We start from the raw sequence: 17,418 nt of genomic DNA on the forward strand, positions 1-17,418 counted from the left end.
TATGAGCACAATGCAAAAAACGCTGATCGCGGCCTGCATGGCAGCCGCATTCGTACCCGCAGCACACGCCGAGAAGTACTTCTCCGACTCCAGCCTGTCGATCCTGTACAGCGATGATTACCAAGCCTTCGGTCCCGGCAAACGCAGCGATACCTACTTCACCTTCGAGAACGCGACCGGTCACAACTGGGGCAGCACCTTCTTCTTCTTTGACCGCAATCAGGGCCACGGCAAAAACGCCGACTCCGATGACCTGTACGGCGAATTTGCGCCTGATCTGAGCTTGGGCTGGCTGACCGATAGCGACCTGAGCATGGCCGGCGGCCTGATCAAGGACTTCACCCTGTCCGCTCAGTACGAAAACGGCGGCGGCACCGACGTCAATAACTTTATGGTTGGCCCAGGTATCGTCTGGAATATGCCCGGCTTCCAGTACTTCAAGACCAACTTCTATCGCGTCTGGAACAGCGAAACCGATGATGACTATCAGACCACTGTGGTCTGGGGCATGCCCATGGAATTCGGTCCTAACCGTATTCTGTTCGACGGTTACATCGACTGGTCCAGTGCTGCTGACGACCACAAGTCCGACTTCCACTTCAACCCGCAGCTGAAGCTGGATATCGGTAACTACTTCAATGCGCCCAAGGTGCTGTACGCCGGTATCGAGTATTCCTACTGGAACAACAAGTACGGCTTGAACGATGATGTCATGGACACCGAAAGCGCCGTCAGTGCGCTGGTGAAATGGCACTTCTGATTGACCGCGAGGCCCGGCGCAAGCCGGGCATTCGCTCCCAGTAGCGGCTTTTTGAAAAGCGAAAGAACGGCAGGTCACTTTTCAAAAAGCAGGTACACCCTTGTACGGAAGATACGCCCGATGACAACCGCCCCTGCAAAAACCAAAACCTACCGGCCTGGACGCATTCGAGAACGCAACCACGAGTTGATTCTGGCCGCAGCGGAGCAGGAATTTGCCCTGCACGGTTTTCGTGGCGCCACCATCCAGAACATTGCCGAACGAGCTGAACTACCTAAATCGAACGTGCTGTACTACTTCAGCAACAAGAAGAAGATATATGCCGCCATGTTCGACGACATTCTCTCGCGTTGGAATACGCTATTTTCCAGCGTGCAGCCTGAAGACGATCCGGCCGAAGCCCTGGCTGCCTTTATTCGCACCAAGATGGAAACCTCACGCACCCACCCCCTGGCCTCACGGCTATTCGCCATGGAGATCATTCAGGGCGCGCCTTACCTGATGCCACACCTGCGCACCAATATGCGTGACTGGGTACGCGGCCGTGCCGGCGTATTACAGCAATGGATCGATGAGGGGCGCATGGCCGCGGTCGATCCGGTGCAGCTGATCTTTCTGATCTGGTCTTCAACCCAGCACTACGCCGACTTTCAGGTGCAGATCCTGATGGTCGAAAACAAGGCCGAATACGAGCAAAAGGACTTTGACCACGCCGCCGACTTTCTAACTGATGTTATCCTGCGCGGGTGCGGCCTTGAGGCCCCTAAAAAATAACCTGAAGGTGTTTGCTTGCCTGCTAATGGCCGAGCCCCAGGCTCTGCCAAAAACAGTGACCAGTTCACGCCAACTCAACCCATAGTCTTACAGCCGGACAGCCCCTGAGCCCGCCGTGCTCCTGACCGCCGAGGTACAGATGAGCCATTTTGCGCTGCGCGACGCAGCCATTTTCACTGTCGACGCCGACAACCGCGTTATTCCCCGTGGCACCCTGATCGTTGAGGACGGCCGTATCAGCGCCGTTGGCCCCAGCGATCAGCTGATTATTCCGCCAGGCATTCCCACCATAGACGCCAGCGGACATGCGTTGCTGCCCGGCTTGATCGATACCCACTCGCACTCCAGCCTGATGCGCGGTGTCACCGAGAACATGCAACTGATGGACTGGCTGCCCTACTATCAGTTGGAGCACCGTGCGCTGACCGAGGAGTACGCCTATCACTCCGCGCGGCTGTGCTATCTGGAAGCGTTGAAAAGCGGTACTACCTGCGTGATGGACATGTATCGCTTTATGCATCGCTGCGCCGAAGCGGCTGATGAGCTGGGCCTGCGCGTCAACCTGGCGCCCTACGTAGCCGACGAAGCAGGCAAGGACTTTTTCGCCACCCGCGCCGAGAATCGCGCGCTGATCCACAGCCACCACAATACCCAGAGCGGCCGTATTCAGGTGTGGATGGGGCTGGAGCACCTGTTCTACTGCACCCCTGACGCTTACCGCGAAGCACTTAAATGCCAGCAAGACTACGGCGTGGGTATTCACACCCATGCCTGCGAGCAGAAAGAAGAGGATGACGCGGTGAGTGCCCACTTTGGCCGCCGTTCGATTGCCCAGCTGGATCACTACGGCATTCTTGGCGAGCGCACGCTGCTAGCCCATTGCGTATGGCTGAACGACGACGAAATTCAGCGCATTGCCGGCACCGGCACCAGTATCGCCCATTGCCCCATCAGTAACGCCAAGTTGGCCAGCGGCGTAGCGCGCGTACCGGAAATGCTCGCTGCCGGGATCAATCTGGGCCTGGGCACCGACGGCCCCGTCTGTAACAACAGCCTCAGTCTGTTCGAGGAAATGAAGTTCGCCTCGCTGATTCAGAAGGCTACCCGGCTGGACGCCACCGTACTGCCCGCCGAGCAAATGCTGCGCATGGCAACCATTAATGGCGCTCGCGCGCTGGGCCTGGACGATCGTATCGGCTCGCTGGAAGTCGGCAAGCAGGCCGACCTGCTATTGCTTGATCTGGCACAACCCAACCTGACACCGACCGAGATCAATACCTCGGGCGGCAATTTGCTGTGGAATCTGGTCTTCGCCGCTGGCACGCAGAACGTCGCCGCCGTGTGGGTTGACGGTCGTCAGCTGATTGCCGATGGCCGCGCTACCCGCGTCAGCGAGGCTCGCTTGATGGCCGAGGCACAACAGCAGGGGTTAGCCCTTTTCCAGCAGTGTCGGGACATTTCCCATCTGCGCACCGCTATGCTTTAACGCTCAACGATAGGAACAGACGATATGACATCGCTACCCATTATTTCAGTCGCTGGCCTGAACAGTGAAGACCCGGCCATTCGCGCCGCGACTGCCGCCGAACTCGGCAAGGCCTGCCGCGAAGTCGGCTTTTTCTATGCTATCGACCATGGTATTCCAAGCGCCGTGATGACCAGCGCCTTCAGCAACGCCAAGGCGTTTTTTGCCCTGCCGCTGGAAACCAAGCAGCCCATGTCGATCAAGCTATCGCCGCACAACCGTGGCTACGTCGCCATGGCCGACGAGAAGCTCAACCCCGAAGCCGGCGCCGACATGAAAGAGGCGTTCAACATCGGCACCGACTTTCCCGAAGACCACCCTGACGTGGTCGCGGGCAAGCCGTTCCGCGGGGTCAACTTCTGGCCGCCTATCGACGGCTGGCGCGAACAGGTGCTGGGCTACTTTGATGCATGCCTGGGCCTTGGGCGGCTGATTCACCGCGGCATCAGTATTGACCTGGGACTGAAGGAAGACTTTTTCGACGCGCACCTGCAAGAGCCTATTGCCACCCTGCGCATGCTGCATTACCCGGCCAGCGCCGGCCAGATAGACCGCGAAGATGGTGGGGCAGGCGCACACACCGACTATGGCAACGTCACGCTGTTGGCGACGGACGAAGTGGCAGGCCTGCAGGTGGCTACCCGGCAGGGTAACTGGATTGAAGCGCCGCATATCCCCGGCGCTTTTGTCTGCAATATCGGTGACTGCCTGATGCGCTGGAGCAATGATACTTACGTCTCAACCCCGCACCGCGTGCGCCCACCAGAGCAAGAGCGTTACTCCATCGCCTTCTTCCTGGAAGTAGCCCCGGACGCCATGGTTGATCCGCGCGACATAGTGCCAGACGAGCAACCCAAGTATCCGCCGATCAGCTGCTCGGATTATCTGACCTACCGCCTGAACGCCACCTACGAGCACCGCATGGACGGTGACGCCGTGTAATGGACGCAATGTAAGGGGCGCGATGTAACCGCCCCGCAATAAGTACCAACGACTGCGCCGCGCTCACACGCGGCGCAGTGCGTTTAGCCTACCTTCTTCAACGCCGCTGCGTTCATGCAGAAACGCAGCCCGGTCGGCGGCGGACCATCCGGGAAAACATGACCCAAGTGCGCATCGCAGACGTTGCAGGTGTTTTCGACACGCTGCATACCGTGGCTATTATCCACATGGCAGGCCACCACATTGTCTTTTAGTGGCTGGGTAAACGACGGCCAGCCGCTATGCGACTCAAACTTGTTATTAGCATCGAATAACTCGGTACCGCAGCATACGCAGGCGTATATACCGGGCTCGAACAGACCACACATCTCGGAGCTGAAAGCACGCTCGGTGCCTGCCTGACGGGTCACGCGGTACTCTTCTTCGCTCAGTTGCTCACGCCATTCTGCTTCGGTTTTACTCACCCGGCGCTCAGGCTCGGGGTTGCCGTTGGTGGCACGGGCCATTACGTCATTCCAGTTCTGCACTTTTCATCTCCGCAAAATTGCATAAGTCATAGGTTCTGTTGCGTGCTCTCACGACCAAACAACAGGTCTCGAAGGCGTTTTGTCGCAAGCTCGTAAGGTTTACGCTGAAACCTGAACGAACCCTAACATACAGACTCCAAAGGCTATCAGGGTTACATCTTGAAAACGCGCGACAGACATTGAGTAAAGCACGCCTGTCGCCATCGCGAATACCGCCACCACCCATTAATGGAGGCACCATGTCCAACCTTTCAAGTTATGCCGTTACCGAAAAATGGCCCGCCCAACACCCAGGCCAGTTGCAGCTATATTCACTGCCCACACCCAACGGCGTCAAAGTGTCGATCATGCTGGAAGAAATCGACCTCAGCTACGAGCCACACCTGGTCGACTTTGGCGAGGGTGATCAGCACACCCCTGAGTTTCTCTCGGTCAGCCCCAACAACAAGATACCCGCGATTCTCGACCCCAACGGGCCGCACGGCCAACCGCTGGCGTTGTTTGAGACAGGCGCAATCCTGCTCTACCTGGCAGAAAAAAGCGGCAAGCTGATGCCGCACGATCCGGCCGAGCGCTATCAATGCCTGCAATGGCTGATGTTTCAGATCGGTGGCATAGGGCCGATGTTTGGCCAGCTGGGTTACTTCGTGAAGTTCGATGGCAAGGACGTTGAAGATGAGCGCCCGCGCCAGCGTTACATCGACGAGACTGCACGACTACTGGGTGTGCTCGATAAGCACCTTAAAGGCAAAGACTGGATCATGGGCGGGCAGTACAGCATCGCCGATATCGCGGTGTTCCCGTGGATTCGCGGTATGTTGGAGTTTTATGAGGCTGGGCCGCTGGTTGATTTTGAGCAGTTCACCCAGGTACGGCGGGTGTACGATGCGTTTCTGGCGCGGCCTGCGGTGCAGCGGGGGCTGGCAATCCCTGCGCAGGATTGAGGCGCCACTGCTAGCTTGATCGTTCCCACGCTCCAGCGTGGGAACCCAGTCCCGGACGCTTCGCGTCCATACCTGCCCCCCCTAAAATCAAGTGTCTGAACGAATACTGCCTAGCTGATTGAAGTGCAGACTGGTAGTTCGCCTTTCGCCCGAATGGCTGACGTGATCAATCCGCAATAGTCCAAAAGGACGCAGAGCGTCCTCACAGGCATTCCCACGCTGGAGCATGGGAACGATCAATCCTTGCGAAACAGGTGACCTCTGCACAGCCCCCAAGTCCCCGTCTACGCGGGCGAGTAGCGCAGGGCTGGCGGGAAAAAGGTGCTCGCGGTGTCTGAGCGAAGCGAGTTTGCGAGCGGCCGGCTAGGTGTGCCCCGGCAGACCGAGCAACGCAGCGAACCCGCAGGGCCGTGTAGTTGGGGTGGCCTAGGGGGTGCAGGGGGAAATGGCCAAGCATTTCCCCTTGCTCGCCATCAGGCGAAAGGCTGATTTGAATACGCAGCAGCGGTACGAGATAGACGCAGAGCGCCAAGAGATGCATTCCCACGCAGGAACATGGGAACGATCATTACCGCACCGAATGAAGCAGAGTTGGTACGGACGCAGAGCGTCCTAGGCGGAGTTCCCACGCAGAACGTGGGAACGATCAGGGTCAGCAGCGTGCCAGCATCAGCGCGCCAGCACCAATCACTTACCCAACACCAACTCCCGCGACAGCAAGTTATGCTCCTCAATAATCAACGGCAGCTCCCGCGTCAGCAGACGCCCATCCTCAATCACCTGCCGCCCATTGATGATGCTGTGCGCCACCCGCTGCGGAGTACAAAACACCAATGCCGCCAACGGATCAGCTAGGGCACCGGCCATTGCAATGTCATCGGTACGAAAGGCAATGATGTCGGCGCAGTAGCCTGCCTGAATACGGCCCAGCGCATCCTCGCGACCCAATACTTCGGCCCCCCCACGGGTGGCGATATACAGCGCCTCGCGTGCACTCATCGCACCGGGGTTTTCATCGCGCACCCGCGCCGAGAGCATCGCCTGGCGAGTTTCATCGAGCAGGTTATTGGTGTCATTCGAGGCGCTGCCATCTACACCCAGCCCGACTTTTACACCTGCATCCTTCATCTTGCGGATCGGCGCGATACCCGAGGCCAGCCGCATGTTGGAGCAGGGGCAGTGCGCCACGCAGGTACCGGTGCGCGCGAACAGCGCAATGCCCGCATCATCCAGATGCACACAGTGCGCATGCCACACATCAGCCCCGACCCAACCGACCGACTCGGTGTACTCGGTCGGGGTCATGCCATAGCGCTCCTTGCTGAAGGCCAGGTCCTTGGCGTTCTCGGCGGTGTGGGTGTGCAAGCCAACGCCGCAGGAGCGTGCCAGCGCAGCGCCTTCGCGCATCAGGTCGGTAGTGACGGTGAAGGGTGAGCAGGGGCCAAGCGCGACCTTGATCATGGCGTCGGCCGCGCTGTCGTGCAGATCTTCAACCACGCGCTGCATTTCCCGAAGAATCGCCTGTTCGTCCTGCTCGACCAGGGCATCCGGCGGCAGCCCGCCCTGGCTCTGGCCCAGGCTCATGGCGCCGCGCACGGCGTGAAAGCGCATGCCCATTTCCTCGGCGGCCTGCACGCTGTCATCCAGCCGCGTGCCGTTCACATAAAGATAAGCGTGGTCCGCCGCCGTGGTGCAGCCTGACAACATCAACTCCGCCATAGCGGTACGAGTCGCAGCACGCTGCATCGCCGGAGTGATGTTCTGCCAGACCGGAAATAGCGCGGTTAGCCAGTCGAACAGCTCGGCATTCTGCGCGGCGGGCAGGGCGCGGGTCAGCGACTGAAACATGTGGTGATGGGTATTGATCAGGCCTGGGATCAGCACGTGCCCGGTCATGTCGATGACTTTATCAGCCTCACTCGGCAGCTCGCTAGCGGGGCCAACGGCCTCAACCTTGTTGCCCCGGATGAATACTGACGCGTTGGCCAGCTCACGCAACTGGTCATCCATAGTGCCGATTACCAATGCATTTTTCAGCAGCAGAGTTGCTGTCATTTCAAAACCCTTATTCAGATTAATTGACCATTAGGACAGAAAATATTGACAGCTAAAGCATGCAATTATGAGGCCGCTGAAACCGATGTTAAATACGCTGGCCAGCCACTTTATTGCCCCTAATCCGCGCATTATCGATCACGCAAAGCTCAAAACCAGAGCACTCGTAATTTGATAAGGGCCTTTAATTAATCACTGGCACGCGCTTTGCTTTTCAATAACTGATTATTTGGTCAGGTATTTAGGCTTACCACTCTAATGCCCGGTTGGAAAGCTAAGTCCAGCACTTGGCTGCGCCACCCTCGCGCTCTGAAAAGGGCAAGAGACATATATTGCCACGCAGCCGCTATCACCTCAGATGCGCGACTTTTCTAGGCAGGCGGGGTAATTCTGTGCCTGCGTACTTCAATACATCATGTACACCATAGGGAGATGACATGACATCGCTACCCATTATTTCGATCGCTGGCTTAAACAGCGAAAACCCTGCTATCCGCTCCGCTACTGCCGCAGAGCTGGGCAAAGCTTGTCGCGAGGTTGGCTTTTTCTATGCTATCAACCACGGTATTGCAGATCATGTAATGGCTGGCGCTTTCAGTAATGCAAAGTCGTTTTTTGAGCTGCCGCTGGAAACCAAACAGTCGCTATCAATCAAGCTGTCGCCACACGATCGCGGCTACGTAGCCATGGCTGATGAGAAGCTCAACCCGGACGCGGGCGCCGACATGAAAGAAGCCTTCAATATTGGGACTGACTTCCCGGCGGACCATCCGGAAGTCGTCGCTGGGAAACCCTTTCGCGGGGTTAATTTCTGGCCAACCATCGAGGGCTGGAGAACCTATATGCTGGAGTATCACCAGGCTTGCCTGGACCTTGGCCAGCTAATTCATCGCGGCTTTGCAATTGATCTTGGCCTAACCGAAAACTTTTTTGACGCTCACCTGGCAGAGCCTATCGCGACTTTGCGAATGCTGAGATATCCGGCTAGTACTGACACCGAGCATCGCGCCCGCGAAGATGCCGGGGCTGGCGCTCACACGGATTATGGCAACCTGACCCTGCTAGCCACTGATAAGGTCGCTGGCTTGCAGGTAGCGACTCGTAAGGGCCAATGGATCGACGCGCCACATATTCCCGGCGCGTTCGTCTGCAATATCGGCGACTGCCTGATGCGTTGGTGCAACGATACTTATGTTTCAACGCCTCACCGTGTAAAGGCGCCAGAGCAAGAGCGTTACTCCCTCGCTTTCTTCCTTTCGGTTGATCCTGACTCCACGGTCGATCCCCGTGATGTAATGCCAACCGAACAACCCAAGTATCCGCCAATCAGTTGCGGCGATTACTTGGCCTATCGTCTCAACGAGACTTATGAGCACCGCGTAGACATTGACGCAACATAAAACGCGCCGGTAAACGGTTAGCGTGTAATTTGAACACTGCGATCCGTGCCAATAATGAAAGCGATGAACCCAACGTCAGATAACTACGTTGGGTGTTAAATCGTTCGACACCACGCAGCAAAACACTAGCCACGCAGATTATTTGACCGAAAGGACAGGAAAATACCCGGGGCACAAAGCGCAGTGGCGCGACCGCCAACCACACGCTGAAAACGGACTATTTCAGCGCAACATTGCACCTAACTGGAGCATGCCGCACATCAAACCCGGCAAATACGTACCAGACCAGCGGACTCTCCATCCGGAGAGTACATTGTCATGATAAATAGCATCGCCCCCTAGATCTCTTGCTCGTGCTGAAACCTAACCTCATTACCCTCCCGCACTACCAAGAGCCAGCGCAACATGAGGCTCAATCCGAAACGTTAAGTCTCTGCCACAAAAATCACATCCACCGTGCCCTCAATGGATGGGATCCAATCCAGCCTCACGTCCGCTCTCTCAAACAGCTGGCACGCGCCTTGCTTTTCAATAGCTGATTAGTTGGTCAGGTTATGAGTCATGTCGCCCTACTCATGGGTTCGAAGGCTAAACCAGGGGCCTCGTGCGATGAAGCACGCGGTTAGCTGCTTCACGTGAACCTGCAGGAGACATGAGTATGGCAGAGCAACAAAACGCGATTCCGGTCATCGACTTTTCACCTTTTATCGACGGCAATCCAGCCGAGCGCAAAGCGGTGGCGGCGCAAATGCGCCAAGCCAGCAGCGATTGGGGTTTCTTTTACCTCGCGGGTTGCGGCATGCCCGAAGGTAACCTGCGGGAGGCTTTTGCTGCCTCGCAGGCGTTATTTGCGTTAAGCGACGACGCCAAGCAGGCCGTGGCCTGGCAGAGCGCCGAAAGTAATCGTGGTTACGTGGGCGTGCGCCGCGAACGGCTTGACCCGAGCAAGCCCGGCGACCTCAAGGAAGCTTTTAATCTGGCGCCCGAGCAGCCGGGCGGCGCGCCCAACCTGTGGCCCGTCGAGCTGCCCGCGTTTCGCCCGCAGATGGAGGATTTTCTGCAGCAATGCGTCGCCACAGCCGACGGCGTGCTGCAGGCCTTCGCGCTGGCATTGCAGCAGCCAGAGGACTTTTTCGTCAGCGCCCATAATCAGCATCACCACACCCTGCGGCTGTTGCATTATCCGGCGCTGCCCGACAGTTTCAACGCCCAGGCCGGAGAGAGCCGGGCGGGTGAACACACCGACTACGGCAGCATCACTTTGCTGTTTCAGGATACCGCCGGCGGCCTCGAAGTGCGTACCCGCGCTGGCGAATGGATCGCCGCCACTCCGATCCCCGGCACCGTGGTGGTGAATACCGGCGACTTGATGCAGCGCTGGACCAACCACGTATTTTGCTCCACCCCGCACCGCGTCAACCTGCGCTCAAGCCACCGCGAACGCTACTCCATCGCCTTCTTTTGCCACCCCAACCACAGCGCCAACATCCGCTGCATCAGTACCTGCAGCGATGCCGAGAATCCACCACGCTACGCGCCGATCAGCGCTGGCAACCACCTGCTTGAACGCCTTAACGCTACTTACTGATTGACCCTGACAGGAGTATTACCCATGCAGCACAGAGGATTGAAACTCACCGCCCTGGCCCTCGCGCTGGGCTTTAGCGCGGCCAGCGCCAGCGCCGCCGACCTGACCCCGGTTACCGTAACCACCACCTGGTATGCGCAGGCCGAACACGGCGGTCTTTACGCCGCCAAGGCTGCTGGCATCTACGAACAGCACGGACTGGATGTCACCATCAAAATGGGTGGCCCGCAGGTCAACAACGTGCAACTGCTGATGGCCGGCAAGACCGACTTCAGCATGGGCTATGCGCTGCAGTCGCTGAACGCGGTCAAGCAGGACATTCCCATGGTCACGGTGGCCGCCTGGTTCCAGAAGGACCCGCAAACGCTGGTGGTGCACGAAGGCGCTGGCATCGATGATTTGGCCGACCTGGAAGGCAAGGGCATTCGCATGCCGACCGCCGGACGAGTGGCCTACTGGCCATGGATGAAGGCTGAATACGGCTTTAGCGATGATCAGTTACGCCCCTATGACTACAGCTTCGGCCCCTTTATCACCGATCCCGAAGCAGTGCAGCAGGGCTATGTGACCAACGATGGCTATTTCCTCGACAAGGCCGACGTCAAGGGCAAAAGCCTGCTGCTCGCCGACTTTGGCTGGGGCGCCTACTCCTGCACGCTGGACGTTACACAGCAGTTGGTGGACGAGAACCCCGAGGTGGTGCAGGCCATGGTCGCTGCGACAGCAGAGGGTTGGGCCGCTTATTTCCGGGATCCGGCGCCAGCAAATGCGCTGATCAAGCAGGACAATCCGGAAATGCAGGATGACCTGCTGGCCTACAGCATTGCCAAGCTGCAGGAGGACGACATTTTGCTGGCGGGTGACGCTGAGGGTGGCAAGTACGGCAACATGACGGAGGCGCACTGGCAGACGTTCTTCGATGACATGGTGAAGGCCGAGACCCTGCCGGCAGATCTGGCCTGGCAGAAGGCCTTTGATCTGCGCTTTGTACGCGCGCTTTATCCGGAGTAGGTAATAAGCCAAACAACAAGGGCGCCTGCGGGCGCCCTTGTTGTTTCAGCGTTTCGCGAAATTCAGCAGCGCATCGGCAACGGCATCGGTGGCCACCACCTGCGGCACGTGCCCGGTCTCCAGGCTGACCACCTCGGCCCCCGGCATCAGTTGCTGCATGCGCCGCTGCACCGGCAAGACCACCGACCTGTCCTGGGTCGCCTCGATATACAGACGCGGCAGCCGGCCAAAGCGCTCCGCTGTCCATTCGGCCACCAGCGCGCGGGTGCCTTCTGGCTGCGCGCAAAAACGCTGCGCGGCAGCCATGGCCTGCTCACGCGGTAGATCCTGCAAAAATACTTCGCACACCGCCTGGGGCGGTACCGTGGAACTCTGCCGATCATCGCTCCACTGCAGATGTGGCCAGATACCCGCAGCCTCCGGGTGCTGCTTCTGTGCCTCATCGGCCAGCTCGGCAAAGCCCAACCCGCTGGGCAGCATCATGCCGGCGATATAGGCCACGCCCAGTACCCGCTCAGCCAGGGTCTCGGCCAGCTGGGTGGCAATCACGCCGCCGCCGGAGTGGCCAACCACCAGTAGTGGCCCGCTAACCTCGGCGCAGCAGGACTGAAGATGAGCAATGCAGCCCTGCATGGTGAGCTGCGCGGCAGCTGCCGGGTGCATTGGGTTACCGGGCATATCCGGCGCGATGACGGCATGGCCCTGATCTTCCAGCAGCGTTCGCAGGCTGTCCCACACCCAGCTACCAGCCCAGGCGCCGTGGATCAAAACGAAAGTTGGCGACTTAGGCATAGGTTCTCCGATACATGTCTTGCAGGTGCTGCTCCACCGTGGTCGCCGGGTATTTAGGCACTTCGCCTGCCACCAGACAGCCCGGCAAACAACGCACCTCGTGTGCCGATGCACCGCTGTAGAAGAAGGGCACCGAGTAGCGCTCGGCGCCGGAGGTGTTGATCACCCGGTGCAGCGTCGAGCGATACAGGTCGTTGGTCCAGCGCGCGATCATGTCACCGAGGTTAACCACAAAAGCACCGGGGATCGGCGGGGCGTCAATCCAGCTTTCATCCCTGGCGTTCCAGACCTGCAAACCGGGTTTGTCGTCGAGCAGCAAAATGGTGATGCCGCCAAAATCGGTATGCGCGCCGCAGCCCTTTTCGCCGGGTAGCGGCTGTTCCGGTTGCGGTGGGTAATGCAGTAGGCGCAGCGTGCACATGGGGTCAGTGCAGAAGTCGGCGAAGAAGTCTTCGGGCAGCTCCAGCGATAACGCTAGCCCGGCCATGATGCGTTCACTCAGCGCCAGCATGGCGGTGTAATAGTCCTGCATCGCCAGCTTGAAGTCGGGCAACTGCGCGGGCCATTGATTGGGGCCCTGATTAAAGCGTCCGGCGCGGACGTTCGGGTGATCGGCGGCCAGCTCTTCACCAATGTAGAAGCCTTCTTTCAGATCGGGCGGCATGCCGGGCTCCAGCGTCTGACCACCGAGCTTTTCATAGCCGCGATTGGCCTTTGACTGCGCCTTGTCCGTTTCCAGCTTGGCGTCCATTGGCTGGGCAAAGAATTGCTGCGACTGCGCAAACACGCGCTGGATCAGCGCTGGATCAATGCCATGCCCGCTGACGTAGAAAAACCCGGTGTGCTCGCAAGCCTCGCGCAGGGCCAGCCCCACGGCTACCTTATCCTGCGCTACGCCGCCCAGCATGGGGCTCAAGTCGATGACCGGCAGCGTGTCTGCCGAGGAGGGATGTTGTGCTGCCATTATCAGTAAGGCTCCTATGTTGCGTAACGCGGGAAAATGCCAATGTAGTTACTGTCCAACTGGTCAGGTATTCATTTTGCATGCCAACCTGCAGAAAAGCGCCATAGCTGCATTCAGCACGGCAAAACTCATCATCACTCCCGAGGAAACCCCATGAGCCAGTCACGCGTTACCATCGTTGTCGACTCCCGTTACGGCAGCACTCTGAGCCTGGCCAAGGCAATCGCCGAAGGCGTAGCCAGCGAACACGCAGAGGTACGACTGCGCCGCGTGGCGCTGTCCGAGCCTGAATTCAGCGTCGATACCGAGCGCGCCGATTTCATTGCCGCACAAACCGAATACCGCAGTCTGGAGCAAGCCAGCGCCGCCGATCTGGAGTGGGCTGGTGGCATCATCTGGGGCTCACCCACGCGCTACGGTTTGATGAGCACGCCGCTGCGAGCCTTTATCGACGAAATCGCCCCGCTGTGGCGCCAGGGCGCGCTGATCGGCAAGGTGGGCGCGGCTTTCACCTCTACCGGCGGCATGCATTCAGGTAACGAGATGACCCTGCTCAGCCTGCTTTTGCCCTTTATGCAGCACGGTATGCTGCTGGCTGGCGTGCCCCATAGCGTGCCGGAGCTGGTGCATACCCGCAGCGGCGGCTCGCCCTACGGCGCCTCGGCGGTAACCGGTTTTGACGGCAGCCTGGGCGTCGATGCCGGTGAGCTTGCCATCGGCCGCGCACTGGGTGCGCGCGTGGCGCGCATCGCCTCGCAGATTATTGCCGAGCCCTCCTCGGTTGATATGGCCGCCGGCCAGTCACACTAAGCCGCTCGAACAGCCGCCGGGCTATTTCATCTCGTCCGGCGGCAGCGCCGCACCTTGTCTCTTTGCAGTGCAACTGCGCAGAAAATGCTGCAATGCAGTGCAGCTAATTTGCTGACTCTTTGTTCAGGAAATACTAATCAAGCCATAAAAGCGCCATGGCATAGCTATTGCTTCTGGGTTTGCCACGTCATCGAAAAACTGATTATCCGGTCAGTTTATGCGCTGTCAGAACAACAAGTTCATCGCAATGAACAACTGAGCCTGATTCTGGCTCCATCAACGCCCGTCCAACCTAATACCAATCACAAAGCAGGGGTAATTGATGAACAAGGTATCACCAGCAAACAACTCTCTCAGCGGCGTACGCGCCCTGACCAGAACCGCCGGCGCGCTGCTGCTTGGCGCAATCACGTTAGCAGCGCCGATCAGCGCTTCGGCCTTGGAGAAGGTCAGCTTCCGGACCAACTGGTTCCCGCAAGCCGAGCACGGTGGCTGGTATCAGGCGGCCACCGACGGCACCTACGAAAAGTACGGTCTGGAAGTGGATCAACAGCCAGGCGGCCCACAGGTCAACAACCTGCAGCTGCTGCTGGCCGGTCGCGCCGACTTTGTGGTTCTGCACTCCAGTGGCCAAATTCTCAAAGCCATCGAAGAAGGCTTGCCCATCGTCGCCGTTGCTTCGATGTACCAGAAAGATCCCCAAGCCATCATGACCCACAAGGGCGTAGGCCACGACAGCCTGGAAGACCTCAAAGGCGAGCCAATTCTGCTGTCACAGGATGCTCACCAATCGTTCTGGCCCTGGCTCAAGCAAAAGTACGGCTACACCGATGAGCAGGTGCGGCCCTATACCTTTCAGATGGGTCCCTTCATCGCTGACAGCAGCCTGACACAACAGTGCTACGTGACCTCCGAGCCCTTTGTGGTGCAGCAGGCCGGTATCGATCCCAACCTGTTCCTGCTATCGGACTTTGGCTGGCAGTCGTACTCAACCCTGATCGTGACCACTACGGAAATGGTCAAGGAGCATCCTGAGCGGGTGCAGAACTTCGTCAATGCCTCGGTTGAAGGCTGGTACCGCTACCTCAACGACCCCAGTGAAGCCAATGCCGTGATCAACACACTGGACGCCAACCAAACTCCAGAACAACTGGCCTTTTCCTTCAAGGAGATGACCGAGCGCGGCATTGTTGCCTCGGGGGATGCAATGGAAAACGGGATAGGCACCATGAACGATGCGCGCTGGAAAGCCGCCAGTGAGCAGCTGAAAAGTATCGGCCTGCTGAGTCAGGACACTGACTACACCAAGGCCTTCACTACCGAGTTCGTCAACTCCGAGCATATCAAGGAGCTGATGGCCAAGTACCCGACCGCCCAATAACCCCGCCGTAGTCCCGGCACGCTGCTGCGTGCCGGGACTGTGTTTATTCAGAGGCAATACCCCATGCACAACCCGGTCACAGCGAACAGCAAGCAACAGGTGCTGATCGCCGAAACCCTGCTCCCCATGACACCCGACAATGCCGTGATCAATCACGGCGCCGTACTGGTAGAAGGCCAAAAAATCCTTGCCGTTGGCCCCAAGGCCGAGATTATCGCTCTGGCACCGGACGCTGATCGCCATGACTACGGTCGCGCTGTATTGATGCCAGGCCTGATCAACACCCACAGCCATTCCGGCTTTCTGCGCGGTACTGCAGAAGACCTGCCAGTGTGGGACTGGCTGCGCCTTTTTATTGATCCCATGCACCGCGTGCTGACTGCCGAAGACGCCGAAATTGCGTCCTGGCTGTGCTACTCCGAAAGCCTGCTATCCGGCACCACCACTTCGGTCGATATGTGGCGTCATATGGCCGGCTCGGCGCGCGCCGCTGAAGCGCTTGGCAACCGCGTGGTCATGGTGCCCTATGTCGGTGAGGCTGAAGGCTACGATTACTTCGATACGCTGGATGACAACGAAGCGCTGATCCAGCAATGGCACGGCAAGGCCGATGGCCGCATCAACGTTTGGGTCGGGCTGGAGCACATGTACTACGCCACGCCCGAAGCCTGCACGCGGGCCGTGGCCATGTGCGAGCGCTACAGTACCGGCCTGCATACCCACTCCAACGAAGCCGAAGCAGAAATCGGCGAAGCCATGAAACGCTTTGGCTGCAGCCCCATCCGCGCACTGGAACGCCTGGGCCTGCTGGAGCCGGAACGGGTTCTGCTGGCGCACTGCGTGTGGCTGGATGAAGACGAAATCGCCTTGCTGGCCGAAAAGAACATCGGCGTCGCACACAACCCGTCGAGCAATATGAAACTGGCTAGCGGCTCGGCACCCATCGAGCAACTGATCGCCGCCGGTGTCGCTGTGGGGATAGGCACCGATGGCGAGAAAGAGAACAACAATCTGGACATGCTCGAGGAGATCAAAATCGCCTCATTGCTGGCTAAATTGCGCTGTATGGACGCCGCCGCCTATGGCGCCTGGAACGTGCTGCGCAGCGCTACCATCGAAGGCGCGCGCGCCATCGGCATGGCTGATCAGATCGGCTCGCTGGAGCCGGGCAAGCAGGCCGACATCATTGCCGTACGCGCCGATACGCCGCGCATGACACCCTTCCTCACCGACGGCCCCTTCATGAACGTGCACCACAATATCGTGCACAGCGCGCTCGGCGGCGACGTTAGCATGACCATGGTCGCGGGCCGCATCGTGATGCAGGACCAACAACTACTGAACGGCGACCTGTCGCGCTACATGAACGACGCCGAAGCTGCCTGCCGGGCTTTGCTGGAACGACGAGCTGCCTGGTTGGCGGAACATGAAGATGGGGCGTTATCGCCGCTGTGAAAGAACAGGCGTGAAGGGACGCAGAGCGTCCCGACATGCGTTCCCACGCAGAGCGTGGGAACGATCAAAAGGCTTACCCTCCCAGCCTACACAGCCCCCCAATCCCGTTTACGCGGGCGAGTAGCGCAGGCTCATTGGGGAAAACGTGCTTGGACTGTCTGAGCGAAGCGAGTTTGTGAGCGGCCGGCTAGGTGCGCCCCCAATGAGTCGAGCAACGCAGCGAACCCGCAGGGCCGCGTAGTCGGGTGCCCCGGGGGATCGCTAAGGGGGGCCGGGCAAACGGCCCCCCTTGGCTCGCCGAAAGGGCGAAAAACGAATTATCCGTCTGCACCGCAATGAGCATAACCACGACTTGGAGCTCCATCTAGCAGGGACAGACGCGGAGCGTCGAGGGATTCATTCCCACGCAGGAGCGTGGGAACGATCAACCCGCGAATGCATCCCAGGCCGAGCACCCACCGCAAACAAAAAAGGCGACCCGAAGGCCGCC

Annotated in this window: 15 protein-coding genes; 11 read left to right on the forward strand and 4 right to left on the reverse strand. The window is 58.9% G+C overall.

Annotated elements, in window-relative coordinates; translation table 11 throughout:
- Nucleotide 1: 1 nt before the first annotated feature.
- From EF096_RS06765 to EF096_RS06780, 4 genes are all read left to right on the forward strand, one after another.
- Nucleotides 2-760, forward strand: coding sequence for an outer membrane protein OmpK (locus EF096_RS06765; RefSeq protein ID WP_123888864.1), 759 nt, complete (start codon nt 2-4; stop codon nt 758-760).
- Between the two features lie 120 nt (nt 761-880).
- Nucleotides 881-1,534, forward strand: a complete 654-nt coding sequence (locus EF096_RS06770) for a TetR/AcrR family transcriptional regulator (protein WP_123888865.1) — start codon at nt 881-883, stop codon at nt 1,532-1,534.
- A 139-nt stretch (nt 1,535-1,673) separates the two neighbouring features.
- The gene (locus tag EF096_RS06775; protein ID WP_123888866.1) at nt 1,674-3,020 is read left to right on the forward strand and encodes an amidohydrolase family protein; all 1,347 of its coding nucleotides are present in this window, start codon (nt 1,674-1,676) and stop codon (nt 3,018-3,020) included.
- A gap of 24 nt (nt 3,021-3,044) precedes the next feature.
- Nucleotides 3,045-4,001, forward strand: a complete 957-nt coding sequence (locus tag EF096_RS06780) for an isopenicillin N synthase family dioxygenase (RefSeq protein WP_123888867.1) — start codon at nt 3,045-3,047, stop codon at nt 3,999-4,001.
- A gap of 83 nt (nt 4,002-4,084) precedes the next feature.
- Here the strand turns inward: EF096_RS06780 and msrB are convergent, their stop codons facing one another.
- Complete coding sequence (gene msrB, locus EF096_RS06785; protein WP_218565727.1) at nt 4,085-4,507, reverse strand: peptide-methionine (R)-S-oxide reductase MsrB; 423 nt, start codon at nt 4,505-4,507, stop codon at nt 4,085-4,087.
- Between the two features lie 260 nt (nt 4,508-4,767).
- On the opposite strand from msrB, the gene EF096_RS06790 reads away from it, so the two are divergent.
- A complete protein-coding gene (locus EF096_RS06790) occupies nt 4,768-5,472 on the forward strand; it encodes a glutathione binding-like protein (protein WP_123888869.1) in 705 nt (234 codons plus the stop codon).
- 687 nt (nt 5,473-6,159) lie between these two features.
- Here EF096_RS06790 and EF096_RS06795 read toward each other — a convergent pair.
- Nucleotides 6,160-7,527, reverse strand: coding sequence for an 8-oxoguanine deaminase (locus EF096_RS06795; RefSeq protein WP_123888870.1), 1,368 nt, complete (start codon nt 7,525-7,527; stop codon nt 6,160-6,162).
- Nucleotides 7,528-7,964: 437 nt separating this feature from the next.
- Between EF096_RS06795 and EF096_RS06800 the strand changes: the two genes are divergently transcribed.
- The 3 genes from EF096_RS06800 to EF096_RS06810 all read left to right on the forward strand — a co-directional run bounded on the left by EF096_RS06800 (nt 7,965) and on the right by EF096_RS06810 (nt 11,526).
- Nucleotides 7,965-8,927: an isopenicillin N synthase family dioxygenase gene (locus EF096_RS06800; protein WP_123888871.1), complete on the forward strand. Its 963-nt coding sequence runs from the start codon at nt 7,965-7,967 to the stop codon at nt 8,925-8,927.
- 658 nt (nt 8,928-9,585) lie between these two features.
- Nucleotides 9,586-10,515, forward strand: coding sequence for an isopenicillin N synthase family dioxygenase (locus tag EF096_RS06805; RefSeq protein ID WP_123888872.1), 930 nt, complete (start codon nt 9,586-9,588; stop codon nt 10,513-10,515).
- A 24-nt stretch (nt 10,516-10,539) separates the two neighbouring features.
- Nucleotides 10,540-11,526: an ABC transporter substrate-binding protein gene (locus EF096_RS06810; protein WP_123888873.1), complete on the forward strand. Its 987-nt coding sequence runs from the start codon at nt 10,540-10,542 to the stop codon at nt 11,524-11,526.
- 45 nt (nt 11,527-11,571) lie between these two features.
- Here the strand turns inward: EF096_RS06810 and EF096_RS06815 are convergent, their stop codons facing one another.
- Both EF096_RS06815 and EF096_RS06820 read right to left on the reverse strand, forming a co-directional pair.
- Nucleotides 11,572-12,318: an alpha/beta fold hydrolase gene (locus tag EF096_RS06815; RefSeq protein ID WP_123888874.1), complete on the reverse strand. Its 747-nt coding sequence runs from the start codon at nt 12,316-12,318 to the stop codon at nt 11,572-11,574.
- Complete coding sequence (locus EF096_RS06820) at nt 12,311-13,282, reverse strand: isopenicillin N synthase family dioxygenase (RefSeq protein WP_123888875.1); 972 nt, start codon at nt 13,280-13,282, stop codon at nt 12,311-12,313. Before EF096_RS06820 ends, EF096_RS06815 begins: the two co-directional genes overlap by 8 nt.
- Before the next feature lie 153 nt (nt 13,283-13,435).
- On the opposite strand from EF096_RS06820, the gene wrbA reads away from it, so the two are divergent.
- From wrbA to EF096_RS06835, 3 genes are all read left to right on the forward strand, one after another.
- Nucleotides 13,436-14,092 carry an NAD(P)H:quinone oxidoreductase gene (wrbA, locus tag EF096_RS06825; RefSeq protein ID WP_123888876.1) on the forward strand — a complete coding sequence of 219 codons (657 nt, stop codon included), beginning with the start codon at nt 13,436-13,438 and terminating at the stop codon, nt 14,090-14,092.
- A gap of 322 nt (nt 14,093-14,414) precedes the next feature.
- Complete coding sequence (locus EF096_RS06830; RefSeq protein ID WP_123888877.1) at nt 14,415-15,473, forward strand: ABC transporter substrate-binding protein; 1,059 nt, start codon at nt 14,415-14,417, stop codon at nt 15,471-15,473.
- Nucleotides 15,474-15,536: 63 nt separating this feature from the next.
- Nucleotides 15,537-16,928, forward strand: a complete 1,392-nt coding sequence (locus EF096_RS06835; protein ID WP_123888878.1) for an amidohydrolase family protein — start codon at nt 15,537-15,539, stop codon at nt 16,926-16,928.
- The last annotated feature ends 490 nt before the right edge of the window (nt 16,929-17,418 follow it).

The organism is Pseudomonas neustonica, from assembly GCF_003797945.1.
GTDB lineage: Bacteria > Pseudomonadota > Gammaproteobacteria > Pseudomonadales > Pseudomonadaceae > Halopseudomonas > Halopseudomonas neustonica.